The sequence below is a fragment of the Bradyrhizobium sp. HKCCYLRH3061 genome (assembly GCF_051168015.1).
Lineage (GTDB): Bacteria > Pseudomonadota > Alphaproteobacteria > Rhizobiales > Xanthobacteraceae > Bradyrhizobium.
Map to the genome: position 1 here is coordinate 113,928 of NZ_JBNPUE010000011.1, position 13,672 is coordinate 127,599.

Here is a 13,672-nt window from a genome sequence, read left to right on the forward strand (position 1 = left end):
AGCCCCTTGGCGAGAAAGATGCGCTGGCGTTGGTCAGCTAACCCGCTCGCGGGCTGGTAGTTCCGCACCCGGAACCGTGGGCGCCCTGGGCCGCCTCCGTAGTTCCACGGAGCCACCCCTCATCCAGATTTTTACCGGTTTGCGGTCGAATGCGGTGAATCGGAGATCAACATGCTGAACCGACTGACCATTTCCACGACGTTGAAGGCCATCATCCTTGTGACGGCATGCCTGTTTGTCGGCCTGTTCGCCTCGCGGGCCTATTTTTCGTGGCAGCAGCTCAAGCTCACTGCGCGCATCACCTCGATCGTCGATGCCTCCGAAAGCATGTTCAAGGCGATGGACAAGCTGCGGGCCGACCGCTCCACCTCGAACCGCATGGTGACCGTGGACGAGAAGGTCGAACCGGAGACTGAGCGATACGTCCGCGGCCTGCGTGACGTTGCCATGCCGTCCATGGGACGCGCGCTCGGCATCCTTCCGGGCATCGCGTTTGCCGACAAGGCGGCGCTGCTCTCGCAATTCCAGCAATTGCTGGCGACGCTGAGCGATCAGCAGAAGGAATTCTGGCTGGAGGTCGCCAAGCCGAAGGCGTCGCGCCGATTGGCGCTCGGCAAGGAATACATGCAGACCGAGGACAGGCTGCTGGAGACGCTGGAAAAGATCCAGGCCATTCTCGCAGCCGAGGTCAACCATGCGGACCCGACCATCGATCAACTGCTGCAGATCAAGCAGATCGCATGGCTGCTGCGCAACACCGCCGGCGACGCCTCCTTCCTGGTTTCGAACGGGCTCGCCGCAGGCAAGATCACGCCCGAGGCACGGCTGAACTATACCAAGGCGGTCGGCGGCGCCGAGGCCGCATGGAAGGCGCTCGAACTGGCGACCACCGGCGCGAAATGGCCGGCCGCGATGACGGCGGCGCTGGAGGCCACGCGCAAGGCCTATTTCGACGCGGAATACACCGCGTTGAGGGATCGCCTCGTCAACGCGGTCGCGAGCGGCGAGACGCCGGAGATGGTCGCCAACAAATGGAGCCCGTTCACGGTCGGGCGCCTCAATGCCGCGGTTGCGGTCGCCGAGACCGCGCTTGAAACCGCGAGGACCTATATCGAGGAGCAGCATGCGGCGGCCATGCGGACCCTTGGGGTCGAACTCTGCCTCCTGATCGCGGCGACCGTGATCGGCGGCGCCGCACTGATGCTGGTGAGCCGCCGGGTGATCCAGCCCCTCAACAGGATGCGCGACGCCATGCTGGCGGTTGCGGGCGGCGACCTCAGCGTCGAGACGGGCTACATGCAGCGCCAGGACGAGATCGGTGCGCTGGCGGGCGCGCTCGAAACGTTCAAGCAGCAGGCCAAGGACAAGCTCGCGATCGAGGCGCAGGAGCGCCAACGCAACGAAACCACGGTCGCGCGCCAGCGGGCGATCGAAAGCTATGTGAGCGAGTTCGAGGGGCTGGTCCGCGACTCGCTCGAGCAGCTCGGCCGCGCCTCCACCGACATGCAGGCCACGTCCGCCGGACTGACCAACGTCTCGCGGCAGACCAATGCCCGCGCCGAGGAGGCCTCGAAGGCCTCGAGCGATGCGTCGATGAGCGTGCAGACGGTCGCCTCCGCCGCGGAGGAATTGAACGCCTCGATCGCCGACATCAGCAAGCAGGCGTCTCATGCGGCCGGGATTGCCAGCCGTGCGGTGGAGCAGGCCCGGATGACCGACGGCACCGTGCAGGGGCTGGCGCAATCGGCGAACCGGATCGGCGAGGTGGTCGGACTGATCAACAGCATCGCCTCGCAGACCAACCTGCTGGCGCTGAACGCGACCATCGAGGCAGCGCGCGCCGGCGAGGCCGGCAAGGGCTTTGCCGTCGTCGCCTCCGAGGTGAAGACGCTGGCGAGCCAGACCGCGAAGGCGACCGACGAGATTTCCGAGCAGATCGCCGACATCCAGCGCGTCGCCAACGACGCGATCGACGCGATCAAGCGCATCGGCGGCATCATCGGCGAGGTCAACGAGGTGGCGACCGCGATCGCCGCGGCGGTGCAGCAGCAAGGAGCGGCGACGCAGGAAATCTCGCGCAGCACCCAGTTCGCGGCCGACGGCACCAAGAACGTCTCCGACAACATCACCGGCGTCAAGTCGGACGCCGATGTCGCTGCGGCGGCGGCCGACAACGTGCGCACCGCCTCAGAGACGCTGGAGAGCCAGAGCAGGAATCTCGGTCATCAGGTCACGGACTTCCTCGGCAAGATCCGCGCCGCCTGACGACCTCGCAGGATCAGTCGGACGCCGTCACCGGCGCGCGCTCGTATTTCGCGCGCAACGCCGCGGGCGCCGGCGAGAAGTTCAGCTCGGCGCGCTTGCCGCTGCCGGTCCGGTTGGCGACCTTGAGGCCGTCGTCGCTGGCGACGACGTCGCCCTTGCGCAGGGTCGGATCATGGTCGATCGACACCTTGGCAAGGCCGAATTGGTCCTTGCCGTTGCAGGTGCAGCCGTCGACGATCTCGGTGCGATACTTGAAGGCGTTGGGCAGCGCCGAATATGGCTTGCCGCCATCCGTCTCGGCGGCGTCGATCGAGCTGCCGTAGACCACCTCAGTCTTGGACGCCGGGCAGAAGCTGTTGCAAGCAGCTTCCTTGCTCTGGTCGCCGGTGGCTCCGAGCGGGAAGTAGCGGCCGTCGCAGGTGCGCACGCACCAGGCGACGCTGCTGCTGCCGCCGCGATAGCTGACATCGCCCCGCGGGGCCGGCCGTGGCGCCGGTGGCGCCTCGTCGGCGAACGGCATCCGGATGTAGGGCGCCTGGCGCTGCGGCGCGTTGAAGCCGCCGAACAGCGCGGAGAAGAAATCCTGCGCCCCCGCCGAGGTCGGCTCCGCCAACGCACCCGCGGTTGCCATGGTTGCCACTGCGATGGCGGCGAGTGCACGTCGACCCTTCATCGTCCCACTCCCAGATCAGTTGATGGCCGAGACCGGCAGCGACATCGCCTGACGCCCCGACGGCAGCGAGGTCACGCGCGGCGCCCGGTCGGAATTCGCGCGCGCCTGCAGCGATGCGGCCTTCGGCAGCACGACGACCTTCGTCCCCACCCGCACGCGGCTGAACAGGTCGCTCACGTCCTCATTGGTCAGGCGGATGCAGCCCGAGGACACGAACTTGCCGATCGTGGTCGGATCGTTGGTGCCGTGGATGCGATACTCGCTGGAGCCGAGATACATGGCCCGCGCGCCGAGCGGATTGCCGGGACCGCCAGCCATGAAACGCGGCAGATAGGGCTGGCGCGCGATCATCTGCGCCGGCGGATGCCAGTCCGGCCATTCCGCCTTGCGGGTCACCGTCTGCACACCCGACCAGGTGAAGCCCTCGCGCCCGACGCCAACGCCATAGCGCAGCGCGCGACCGCCGCCGAGCACGTAGTACAGGTAGGTATTGGCGGTATCGATGATGATCGTCCCCGGCGCTTCCCGCGTATCCAGATTGACGATCGTGCGACGCAGCCGGTCCGGAAGCTGGCTGTCCTCGTCCTGCTCCACGGCGGGTGCAGTCGCCTGGTCGGGCGGGAAGGCCTGCTGCTGCTCGACCGGCGCATAGCCGAGGCTCTGCGCGTGAGACGCGGCGGGACCCGCGACGAGAAGAACCGCGACGCCGACGATCAGCGAAGCGGTCCGCCGCGAAAGGTTGCGATGGCCGGAAACGAGCTGTGTCATGGAGTGCCCCTGTCAGACGAGCATCGCGGTGCGATGCGTGATTGCCTTCCAAACGCCGAACGGCTCGCCGCAGTTCCGGCTCCGCTGTGGTCGCCCTGCGTCAGTCAAGCGTAGAGGCTGTCACGTTCTCGCGACGGAACCCGGCGCCGTCTCGCCAGTTAGGGGAAAGAAGAACGTCATCACGCGAACTGTGCGCGAACGACCCGATCGGGGGGACCTATGGTGCGTGTACTTCCCACCGAGCGGCTGCTCGCGAGCGGGAGCGAAGGCGCGGCGCTGAACGAAAGCCGCCACGAGCTTCCTCCTGTGATCAGGCGGGCCGAAGTCGTCGCCATCGCGCTCGTGATTCTCACCGCGATCTGCGTCACCGGCGTTCTCTACGTCGCCCGCGGGTTCTTTCTGCCGATCGTGATGGCGTTCGTGGTCGGCACCATGCTGTCGCCGGCCGCCAACTTTCTCGAACGCCACCACGTGCCGCGCGGCGTCGGCGCCGTGCTGATCGTGATCGCCGTTGCCGCGGGACTGGCCTTCATCATCGGCCTGATCTCGGCGCCGGTCCTCGACTGGACCAATCGCCTTCCCGAGCTCGCCACGACGCTCAAGGCCAAGCTGCACGTCTTCGATCGGCCGCTGGCGCTGTGGCACGAAATGCAGGCGGCGATCGGCGGTGGAAGCGGGCAGGCCTCGACCAGCCTGGAGCTGCCCAAGTTCGATTGGGTTCAGCCGACGATCGAATTCCTGTCGCCGACCTTCACGGAATTCCTGCTGTTCTTCGCCACGCTGGTGCTGTTCATCGCGAGCTGGCGGGACCTGCGGCGCACCTTGATCATGACCTTCGGTGATCATGAGGCCCGGCTTCGGACGCTGCGCATCCTGAACGAGCTCGAACTGCACCTCGGCAACTATCTGCTGACGGTCACGCTCATCAACACCGGGGTCGGCATCGCCGCAGGCCTCGCCTGCGCCATCGCCGGCATGCCAAACCCCGCCGGGCTCGGCGCGCTCGCAGCGACGCTGAACTTCATCCCCATCATCGGCCCGATCGCAATGTTTGCGGTGCTCGTCCTGGTCGGCGCGGTCGCATTCCCGACCCTGAGCGCCGGCATGGTCGCGCCCGCCATCTTCGCCGTGATCACCTTCATGGAAGGCCATTTCGTCACGCCGACCATCATCGGCAGGCGGCTCGCGCTCAACGCACTCGCGGTGTTCATTGCGCTGGCATTCTGGACCTGGCTGTGGGGCCCGATGGGAGCCTTCCTCGCCTCGCCGCTGCTGATCGTCGCCCTCATCGTCAAAGAGCATCTGCTGCCGGACGATACGCCGCAACTGCCGGCGGACTAATTCGGTTTCCAGCGTCGGAACTTCGGCTGAGACCCCGCGTTTGTCGAGCAGACGCAATCACCTTGCTCCGGGAGCTTGCCATGCCACCGACTGACGGTGAGACCGCCCTGAAAGATCTCGTCGACAAAGCGAACTACGAACGCCTGCAGAAGGATGTCCACGCCGTGAAAAACGATATCGCAGCTCTCACCGAACAGATCACCGACGCGCTGAATGCTTTCGCCGGGCAGGCGAGCAAGCAGGCCCGCAGCGGCTATCGACAGGCGCGCGAGAACGCGGACCAGACGTTCGACGACATGTCCGAGCGCGGCACGGCCATGTTTGGTGCGGCCCAGGAGGCCGCGAACTCGCTGGAGGAGCGCCTCGAGGACGTGATCTCGCAGCGTCCGCTCGCCACCGTGGGTCTCGCGCTCGGACTTGGATTTCTCATCGGCGCCGCCTGGAGACGCTGAGGATTTGGCCCCTGAAATCCAGAGGCTTGTCTCGTTTCGGCGCCGCGTCTTCGGCGCCGATTTGAGTCTGTTGCGCAGATGAATGAGATCGGGAGGGAATGACATGCTGCAGCGCCTGATTGCGGACTTCCAGGAATCGACCGGGCATGCCGTTAGGCTCACGTCGCTCGCAATCGCTGCAGCGGTCGGACTGTTCGTAACCACGAGCTTTCTGTGCGCCGCCGCTTTCGTCGCCGTCCTGGATCGATACGGGCTCGTGGCCGCGTGCCTCACCGGTGCCGCCATCTTCTTCGTGGTGACGTTGATCGCCGCGATCAGCTACATGGCGCGCAAGCGCGCGATCGAGAGCCGTGCCGCGCGAAGCGCGGAAACGGCGCGGTCGGCAGTCCAATCGGCTTTTGCAGACCCGATGCTGCTGGCCAGCGGCTTGCAGATCGTCCGCATGATCGGCATCAAGCGGCTGATTCCCATTCTGGCCGTCGGCGGTCTGGCGCTCGGATTCATGGTCAGCCGCCCAGCGGCGGAGGAGCAAACGCCCGCAGAGTGAGGATCCAAGGCGTTGATCGAGTGCTTAGGCGGCGGATCGGGTGCAAGCTGCTATCAACTAAGTCACACACCGTCCCGGTTGCAGGCGCTTGGCGATCTCCGTCAGCACCGACACCGACGGCTCGCACGCCACCGGATGCTTGACGGCCTGCCGCTCGTTGCCGGTGGTGATGAGCTGCGATCCCTGCGGCGACGGCAACGAGCCCGCGCTCACAGCGGCGGGGTTGACGGGAAGCCGCACCAGGAAGGACGTCTCCGCGAAGGCTGCCAGCTTGATCGACACAGTTTGTGACGGCGCCACAGTACCGCTTTGTTGCGCGCGGTCAGACTTGGCGGCCCGGTTCACGTCGTTCGCGGTCGCGACGATCGTCTCGCGGGCGGAGTTCTGGAGCGGCAGGTTGGCGCCAAGATCATGGCCGGAGGCCAGTTGCATTGCACCCACGAGCATTGTGGAAGCCGCAAGCGAACCCAAAACGATAACCTTCCTGGTCTGCGACATGTCTCTGCTCCCCTCGCCGCAAGGCGATCGGCATACCAACGTAAGTCGCAGGAACTGGGTTCTCGGTCGGGCAAATCACTTAACCGTGTGTAAACTGCGGCGACATTCTTCAAATTCGTGGCGTCAAAAAATTCGATCTCACGCGGAACGACTTTTCGGGTCGCGCGTCATCTCGGCAGCCGGTTATTCCCCCTGCCCCATTGACCGGCGACGCGGGGCACCGCCGTGGTGATGCCGGCGGTGCCCCGCATTCTTTTCTGATCCATCTGCTCGATCGGATCCCAGCCCGACATTCCCGGCGCTTTATCCGCTTTTCCCCTGAGGTATATGTGGCAGTGGCGCGGCCACGTTCATCGTCCGCGCATGGGGGCGGAGATGCTGAGCTCGTTGGATGGCGTGCGGAAGGGGCTTGGGCTGGCGCTGGCTCTCCTGTGCCTGTTTCCCGCGATGGGAGCGGCTGAGAGCGCCAAGGAGACCTGGATCAAGAATCTCGTCGCACAATTGAAGATTCAGCGCCGTTATCCACTGCGGGCTTCGGATGAGGGCGGGACGGCCAAGGTCCTGTTCCACATCGACCGCGAGGGTCATCTCATCTCGGCGGTGCTGGCGGAAACGACCGGCGATCCCGCGCTTGACCAGGAGGCGCTCGCCATGGTCCGGCGCGCCCAGCCATTTGCCCCACCTCCGCCGGAGCTGGCGGATGGGGATCTGACGTTTCTCGTGCCGATCGTTTTCGCGCCCCGGCGGACGTCGCAAATCTTGCAGACGGACATCGATCCGAGTGACGCGGTCCTGAAGGCACGACTCGGCGGGGTGTGCCGCGGCTGCTGATCTCGCAATTCGATGCTGCAAAAGAAGCCGGCGCGCTCCGCGAGGAACGCGCCGGAACAGGATCGTGCACGCGTGGCCTGATCAGGCTGCCGGCTTCGGCATCCGGTTGCGCGAATTGCGCTGAAAGAACAGCGCCTGGCTCGCCACCGCCGACACCATGGCCGGCTGGAACGGCTTGGAGATCAGGAACGCCGGCTCGGGCCGCTCACCGGTGAGGAAGCGCTCCGGATAGGCGGTGATGAAGACCACCGGTACCTCGAAGGTGCGCAGCAGCTCGTTGACAGCGTCCAGGCCGGACGAACCATCGGCGAGCTGAATATCAGCCAGGATCAGACCGGGCTTCTTGTTCTTTGCGAGAGCCACCGCATCGGCATGAGTGCGGGCCACGCCGATGACGTTGTGGCCGAGATTCTTGACGAGGCTCTCGAGGTCCATCGCGATGAAGGTCTCGTCCTCGATGATCAGCACATCGGTAGCGATTTCGGCGGCGAGCTCCCGTCCGGCAGCATCCGCCAGCCGGCGGGTTTCAGCGACGTCGATGTCGAGGATGAAGGCCACTTCCTCCTCGGGAAACCCCTCGAGCGAGAGCAGCAGGAAGGCCTGGCGGGGCAAGGGGGTGATGTTGGAGAGACGCCGCTCCGGCGGCATTGGAAGGGTCGCCACTTCGGCGTCGTCGTTGAGCGCCACCGAGTTCCAGATCTGCGTGAACAGCCGGAATAGCGCAGCCCGCGGGCCATAGCGCTCGTCCAGCAGCGCCGGATCCTGGATCAGGGCCTCGAGCATCGCTCCGACATAGGCGTCTCCGGAACCCTGGCTGCCGGTGAGAGCCCTCGCATACCGGCGCAACAGCGGCAAATGTTCAGCAACAAGCTGTGATCGGCTCATCCCCACTCCATTCGGTCATCTGGGCTTCCGCCCGGGTTCCATAATGCGCTGATTACGCCTGAACCGACGAAAAGTTCCCCAAACGCGTGGAACTTTTATCGCCCCGTCGCATTAGTTCCCGACAGACCCTCTCGGTGGCGAGAATAATTCTTGAAGCTTCAGGGACTTAACTCTCGGGGAAACGTGGAAAAGGTCATGAAAGATGTAAAGTCTCAAGCCAGCAAGAATGCGGCACCGCGCAAGCCCGGCGGACTGAACGCGGAAATTCAATCCAGAATCGGTCATCAACTCCGCGCGATGTACGACGACGTCGTCCGTCAGGGAGTGCCGGACCGCTTCGCGGATCTGGTGCGGAAGCTTGATGCGCCGGCAGCACAGTCCCACGTGGAGAACGGCGGGGGATCCAACGACCAAACCGACGGGAGGGAGTGAATGCCTCTCACTGATTCCTTGCGGGACGATATCCTCGCGGCCGTCCCCAGCCTTCGCGCATTTGCGATTTCCTTGAGTGGTAACAGCGATCGTGCCGACGACCTCGTGCAGGAAACCCTGCTCCGGGCGCTGGCCAACATCGACTCGTTTCAACCGGGATCGAATCTGCCTGCCTGGCTGTTCACGATCCTGCGCAACCTGTTCCGATCCGACTACCGCAAACGCCGGCGCGAAGTGGAAGATGCCGAAGGCAACTACGCCAAGACGCTCAAGACACATCCCTCGCAGGGCGCGCATCTCGAGTTCGAGGAGTTCCGCGCGGCGCTCGAGAAGCTGCCTCAGGACCAGCGCGAGGCACTGATCCTGGTCGGTGCATCGGGCTTCTCTTACGAGGATGCGGCAGCGATCTGCGGCTGCGCGGTGGGCACCATCAAGAGCCGCGTGAACCGAGCGCGCTCGAAGCTGGCAGCGCTGCTCTACGTCGAAGGCGCCGAGGATTTCGGCCCGGACGAGACCGTGCGGGCGGTGATCGGCGGCAGCGGCGGCTGATAAGCCAAGCCGTCGCAAACGAACCAGCAAAGAGGCGGCTCCTCAGCGAGCCGCCTCTTCTTGTTGTTGATCTCTTGTGCCCGGGATCGTACGCCCCGGCAGCCTGTTCGCCGACCAGCGCTGCGGCTATCGCGCCGGATGCAGTGGTGCGGAGAACTGCTCGGTCCGATCGCGCTCGGTCATGTCGATGACCGTCTCCATCGGCGCGCTCAGCTCATAGACATAGCTCGCCTCGGTGAAGAAGCGCTTTGACGTGCCGCCGAGCGCCTCCGGCGCAACGCGATCGAGCAGGATCAGTCCGAAATCGCTGTCCGGCCGCCGCGTTGCTTCACTGGTGTTCAATTCCTCCCAACGGAAGTGGAAGACGGCATTCGGCTCCTCGCCAGTCACCTCCCATTTGGCGGTGATGTGCGGGTGCTTTCCCACCAGCGAGAGGCCTTCGTCCGAGTGCGAGGCGAGTTCGAAGAACAGCAGCGACAGGCTCTGCGCGGCACGCGCGCTCACGGTGATGTCGGGTCCGTTGACCGCAATCCTGTCGGCATGCGGGATGGCGCGAGCTTCGAACAGTCCGCGCAATTGCACGCCCTGCCATTGACTCTCGCTGAGCAGCGTGACGACGTTCGACATCGCATGGATCCGCCCGATCAGCAGCTCGCGCGCGACATCGATGTCGCTGCCATGACGCAGCGTGCGCGTCACGATGGACTGGATCACCGCCAGGATGTTCTTGACCCGGTGGTTCAGCTCGTCGATGACCGCCGTCAGTCGGCGCTCGAAGCCGATCCGCACCTGGATTTCGCGACTCAGGCGCAGATTATTGTAGGCGACGTAGCCGAACAGGCCGCAGATGATACCGGTCAGCGCCATCCCGATGACGCCGACGATCGCCGCGGTCTGTTGCGCACGCCGGACCGCATTGCTCTTGGCGTAATAGACCAGCGACCAGTCGTGATTGCCGAAGGCTACGGTGCGGGTCGACGACGGAGCAGGATCGTCCGGCCCCCGGGTCCGGCTCGTCACCGCGCCCTGATCATTGGCAACCAGCTCGTCCGAGGCGTTGCGCGGATCCTTCAACGCCACCGAGAACAACGACAGATCGTCATTGGTGAGCAGCAGCGGCCCGATCTCGTAGGAAAACGTCACGAAGCCCGCCGGCGCAGTGGCACCTTGCGGGACGACCGGGGCTGCCAGCACGATCCCGATCGGACCGTCGCTCCGCACCAGCGGGGTGGGGTCGGAAGCGACCGGCTTGCCCTCGGCCATGGCGCGCGCAAGCATCGGTCCGACGATCGGCTGCCGGTCGAGTGCGATGCCGGGAAGCTTCGAGGTCTCGGCATTGCGTGGCTCGAGATCCATCAGAACGTCCAACGGACGATCGACGTTCGGCCCCAGCGGCGTGTCGTCGAAATTGCGAATGGTTGGATTCGGGAAGCCAGCCTGGCGCAGCTCGGTTTGCGCGATGGAGAGCTCATCCGGCCGCAGCCGCGCGATCCACGATGCCACCACGAAGTCGGTCTTGAACGCGTAGATCGACGATCGCAGCGGCTCCAGCATATTGGCCTTGATCACCGAGGGAGCGCGGAACAGCCCGGAGGCCACCCGGGCCAGCAGCTCACGTTCGGTCAGCCGGTCCTGGACGAGGCTGGCATGGACGTCGATGGCTCGGGCCAGCGCAATGCGATCGAGGGCCAGCTCCTGGTCGTGGACGCGATAGGCGGCCAAGCCGGACAGCGCCGTCCCGACCAGCGCGATCAAACCGATGATGACACCCAGCCGGAGCACTCGTTTACTCTGAAGTAAAGGGTTGGCGAAGGAGGAGACGAGTCATCCAATAACCGGGCCTGCAACTCAAGGACGCACCTCGGGGCGATCGGAAGTGATCGGAGCGATCAGTGGATAGCGATCCCAGGATACCGGTGCATCGGCGCCGAGACGCCTTGGGCAAGGCGCACCCCGGGTCGAGGAAACACCCGAGGGCTCAAGTTGTTCCGGCCGGATGAGGCTTTTTTGCGTCTGTTATTGCAGCAGACGCATCGGGCAACGAAGAACGCTGCGACGCAGATCAGTCCCGGCGCTCAGGCCGACGGCTTCAGACCGCCCTTGGCTTCGATGAAGCCGATGATCCGGTCAAGCCCCTGGCTCTTCTTCAGATTGGTCATGACGAAGGGCCGTGCGCCGCGCATGCGCTTGGCATCCGTCTCCATCTTCTCCAGAGAAGCGCCCACATGGGGTGCCAAGTCAATCTTGTTGATCACCAGAAGGTCGGAGCGGGTGATACCCGGTCCGCCCTTCGACGGGATCTTGTCGCCCGCCGCGACGTCGATGACGTAGATCGTGATATCGGCGAGTTCCGGCGAGAACGTTGCCGCGAGGTTGTCGCCGCCCGACTCGATCAACACCAGGTCGAGTCCGGGAAACTTGGCCCGCATGTCGGCCACTGCGGCGAGGTTCATGGACGCGTCCTCGCGGATCGCAGTGTGCGGGCAGCCGCCGGTCTCCACGCCGGCGATACGATCCGGGGTGAGCGATCCCGAGCGAACGAGAAACTCCGCGTCCCATTTGGTGTAGATGTCGTTGGTGATCGCGGCGATGTCGTAGCGCTCCCGCATCGATTTGCACAAGAGATCCATCAGCGCAGTCTTGCCGGACCCGACCGGGCCACCGACTCCAACGCGGAGCGGACCGTGAGACGATGCCATGTCATTTACCCTTCTGTCGTACGCGTAACCGCGCGGGGCCGTGATCGGGGCAGCCGTTGCCCCGCTTCATCACGACCGAAACAGCCTTGTATATTGCGTCTCGTGATGAAGGCTTGCGAGATCGGCGCGGAATGTTGCGCCGCCGATGTCGTCGAGCGAGGCGAGCAGGGCGCGGTCCGCCGTCGCAGCGACGACAGGCTCCAACGCGGCGAGCACGCGCTGGCTGTCGGTCTGCCCCAACGGTACGAGACGACTGCCGGCGGAAATCCAGTTCGACGTCAGGGCGTGCAGGAAGCCGTGCAGCAGGGGTCCCGGAGGAACGCCGTGAACAGCGCCGACCAGCCCCACGGCGACCGGATAGACGATGCTCGCACATCGTGCCACCGCCTCGTCGAGGCCTGCGCAGTTCCAGGCGGACCGCGCGATCTCGATGAAGGCACGGCCCTGCGCCGTGGTTTCGAGCTGACGCTCGCGCGACGGTACGAAAGCAGCCGCAAGCTCGGCCACCTCGCGGAGGCTGGCCATATCGTCGAGCTCAACCGCGCGATAGGCGTGCGCGAGGAAAGCCGCGTCGCAGAAGCCGGAACCGTTCGTCAGCATCGTCGCGAGCCAGCCGCGCAGCGCCGCCGCATCGCCGATGTCGCCCGCCTCGACCGCCCATTCGATGCCGCTCGAATAGGAGAAGCCGCCGATCGGAAACGCCGGCGACAGCCACGTCAGCAGCCGATACAGCGCAGCCGGATCCGTGGCGCTGATCGCATCCGGCCGAGCCCCCTCCTCACTTGTGCTCATGAGCATGGGAATGACCGTGATCGTGATGGTCATGGCCGCAGTGCTCGTCATGCACGTGATGATCATGTGCATGGCCGTGGTCGTGATGCGCGTGATCGTGCCCGTCATGATCGTGATGATGATCGTGGCCGTGGTGATCATGATCATCATGGCCATGCGCATGGCTGGGCTCGGCGTACGCACCGCCCTCCGGATCGAACGGCGCCTCGATCTCGATCACGCGGGCGCCGAGGCCCTTGACCATGGCCTCGATCACGTGGTCGCGGCGAATGCGCAGGCTCTTGGGCATGAGCTGCGTCGGCAGGTGCCGGTTGCCGAGATGCCAGGCGAGCCGCACCAGATGATGCGGATCGGAAGCCCGGATCTCGAGCAGCGGCTCGGCCGCCGCCACGACCTCGATCAGCCGGCCGTCCTCCAGCACCAGGGCGTCGCCACCGCGCAATGCGGTGGCGTGCTCGAGGTCCAACAGAAACTCCAGCCCGCGCGTTCCGGTCATCACCAGCCGCCGCCGGTGCCGGTCATCGAAATCGAGCAGGACGGAATCGGCGGCGGCCTCTTTCCAACGATGCTGCCCGAGCACGCGTGTCGCGCGGATCATGCTGAAACTCTCATTCTCTTATTCCGCTCACTCTTATTCCGCTCAGCGGACATCGACCTTCTCAGGCGTAATGATCTCGATCTTCGGCGGGGCCGCCATGCATTTGACCGCGACGCGCCCGAACGTCTTCATGTGCTCGGTCGCGCGGTGCGGCACCAAGGCCTCGGCGTTCTCCCACTGCTCGACGAAGACCATCCTGCTCGGGTCGGTGACGCTCTCATGCAAATCATAAGCGATATTGCCGGGTTCTTTGCGGGTCCCCGCAATGCAGGCAGTCGCTGCGGCAATGAATTCCGCACGGGTTTCGGGCTTGATGGTCAAGGTGGCAACGACATAGATCAC

Annotated in this window: 16 protein-coding genes; 7 read left to right on the forward strand and 9 right to left on the reverse strand. The window is 65.0% G+C overall.

Annotation, left to right across the window (positions count from 1 at the left end):
* The first annotated feature begins 171 nt into the window (after positions 1 to 171).
* Positions 172 to 2,265, forward strand: a complete 2,094-nt coding sequence (locus ACQR2C_RS19020) for a methyl-accepting chemotaxis protein (protein WP_434881842.1) — start codon at positions 172 to 174, stop codon at positions 2,263 to 2,265.
* A gap of 13 nt (positions 2,266 to 2,278) precedes the next feature.
* Here the strand turns inward: ACQR2C_RS19020 and ACQR2C_RS19025 are convergent, their stop codons facing one another.
* Complete coding sequence (locus tag ACQR2C_RS19025; RefSeq protein WP_434881843.1) at positions 2,279 to 2,938, reverse strand: DUF2865 domain-containing protein; 660 nt, start codon at positions 2,936 to 2,938, stop codon at positions 2,279 to 2,281.
* A gap of 15 nt (positions 2,939 to 2,953) precedes the next feature.
* Positions 2,954 to 3,706 (reverse strand): L,D-transpeptidase, encoded by a 753-nt coding sequence (locus tag ACQR2C_RS19030; protein ID WP_434881844.1) that lies wholly within the window; start codon positions 3,704 to 3,706, stop codon positions 2,954 to 2,956.
* 222 nt (positions 3,707 to 3,928) lie between these two features.
* Here ACQR2C_RS19030 and ACQR2C_RS19035 point away from each other — a divergent pair, with 222 nt between their 5' ends.
* The 3 genes from ACQR2C_RS19035 (at position 3,929) to ACQR2C_RS19045 (ending at position 6,046) form a co-directional block, all read left to right on the forward strand.
* Positions 3,929 to 5,047, forward strand: a complete 1,119-nt coding sequence (locus ACQR2C_RS19035) for an AI-2E family transporter (RefSeq protein ID WP_316216468.1) — start codon at positions 3,929 to 3,931, stop codon at positions 5,045 to 5,047.
* Positions 5,048 to 5,127: 80 nt separating this feature from the next.
* Entirely contained in the window at positions 5,128 to 5,499 is a 372-nt protein-coding gene (locus tag ACQR2C_RS19040; protein ID WP_316177254.1) for a DUF883 family protein, read from the forward strand.
* Between the two features lie 103 nt (positions 5,500 to 5,602).
* Positions 5,603 to 6,046 carry a hypothetical protein gene (locus tag ACQR2C_RS19045; RefSeq protein WP_315804715.1) on the forward strand — a complete coding sequence of 148 codons (444 nt, stop codon included), beginning with the start codon at positions 5,603 to 5,605 and terminating at the stop codon, positions 6,044 to 6,046.
* Positions 6,047 to 6,103: 57 nt separating this feature from the next.
* Here ACQR2C_RS19045 and ACQR2C_RS19050 read toward each other — a convergent pair whose 3' ends face one another.
* Positions 6,104 to 6,544, reverse strand: coding sequence for a hypothetical protein (locus ACQR2C_RS19050; protein WP_316177251.1), 441 nt, complete (start codon positions 6,542 to 6,544; stop codon positions 6,104 to 6,106).
* A gap of 375 nt (positions 6,545 to 6,919) precedes the next feature.
* Between ACQR2C_RS19050 and ACQR2C_RS19055 the strand changes: the two genes are divergently transcribed.
* Positions 6,920 to 7,375 carry an energy transducer TonB family protein gene (locus ACQR2C_RS19055; RefSeq protein ID WP_315804713.1) on the forward strand — a complete coding sequence of 152 codons (456 nt, stop codon included), beginning with the start codon at positions 6,920 to 6,922 and terminating at the stop codon, positions 7,373 to 7,375.
* 81 nt (positions 7,376 to 7,456) lie between these two features.
* Here the strand turns inward: ACQR2C_RS19055 and ACQR2C_RS19060 are convergent, their stop codons facing one another.
* Entirely contained in the window at positions 7,457 to 8,260 is an 804-nt protein-coding gene (locus tag ACQR2C_RS19060) for a response regulator (RefSeq protein ID WP_315713838.1), read from the reverse strand.
* Positions 8,261 to 8,455: 195 nt separating this feature from the next.
* Here ACQR2C_RS19060 and ACQR2C_RS19065 point away from each other — a divergent pair, with 195 nt between their 5' ends.
* Both ACQR2C_RS19065 and ACQR2C_RS19070 read left to right on the forward strand, forming a co-directional pair.
* Positions 8,456 to 8,692, forward strand: a complete 237-nt coding sequence (locus tag ACQR2C_RS19065; protein ID WP_315713837.1) for a NepR family anti-sigma factor — start codon at positions 8,456 to 8,458, stop codon at positions 8,690 to 8,692.
* Entirely contained in the window at positions 8,693 to 9,241 is a 549-nt protein-coding gene (locus tag ACQR2C_RS19070; RefSeq protein ID WP_006612137.1) for a sigma-70 family RNA polymerase sigma factor, read from the forward strand.
* 126 nt (positions 9,242 to 9,367) lie between these two features.
* On the opposite strand, the gene ACQR2C_RS19075 is transcribed toward ACQR2C_RS19070, so the two are convergent.
* The 5 genes from ACQR2C_RS19075 to ACQR2C_RS19095 form a co-directional block, all read right to left on the reverse strand.
* Entirely contained in the window at positions 9,368 to 11,023 is a 1,656-nt protein-coding gene (locus ACQR2C_RS19075) for a CHASE domain-containing protein (RefSeq protein WP_316177247.1), read from the reverse strand.
* Between the two features lie 293 nt (positions 11,024 to 11,316).
* Complete coding sequence (ureG, locus tag ACQR2C_RS19080; RefSeq protein ID WP_315804711.1) at positions 11,317 to 11,940, reverse strand: urease accessory protein UreG; 624 nt, start codon at positions 11,938 to 11,940, stop codon at positions 11,317 to 11,319.
* A gap of 69 nt (positions 11,941 to 12,009) precedes the next feature.
* Positions 12,010 to 12,732 carry an urease accessory protein UreF gene (locus tag ACQR2C_RS19085; RefSeq protein WP_434881888.1) on the reverse strand — a complete coding sequence of 241 codons (723 nt, stop codon included), beginning with the start codon at positions 12,730 to 12,732 and terminating at the stop codon, positions 12,010 to 12,012.
* The gene (locus ACQR2C_RS19090; RefSeq protein WP_316216465.1) at positions 12,719 to 13,330 is read right to left on the reverse strand and encodes an urease accessory protein UreE; all 612 of its coding nucleotides are present in this window, start codon (positions 13,328 to 13,330) and stop codon (positions 12,719 to 12,721) included. The genes ACQR2C_RS19085 and ACQR2C_RS19090 overlap by 14 nt, the downstream gene beginning before the upstream one ends.
* Before the next feature lie 42 nt (positions 13,331 to 13,372).
* A complete protein-coding gene (locus tag ACQR2C_RS19095; RefSeq protein ID WP_172243535.1) occupies positions 13,373 to 13,672 on the reverse strand; it encodes a putative quinol monooxygenase in 300 nt (99 codons plus the stop codon).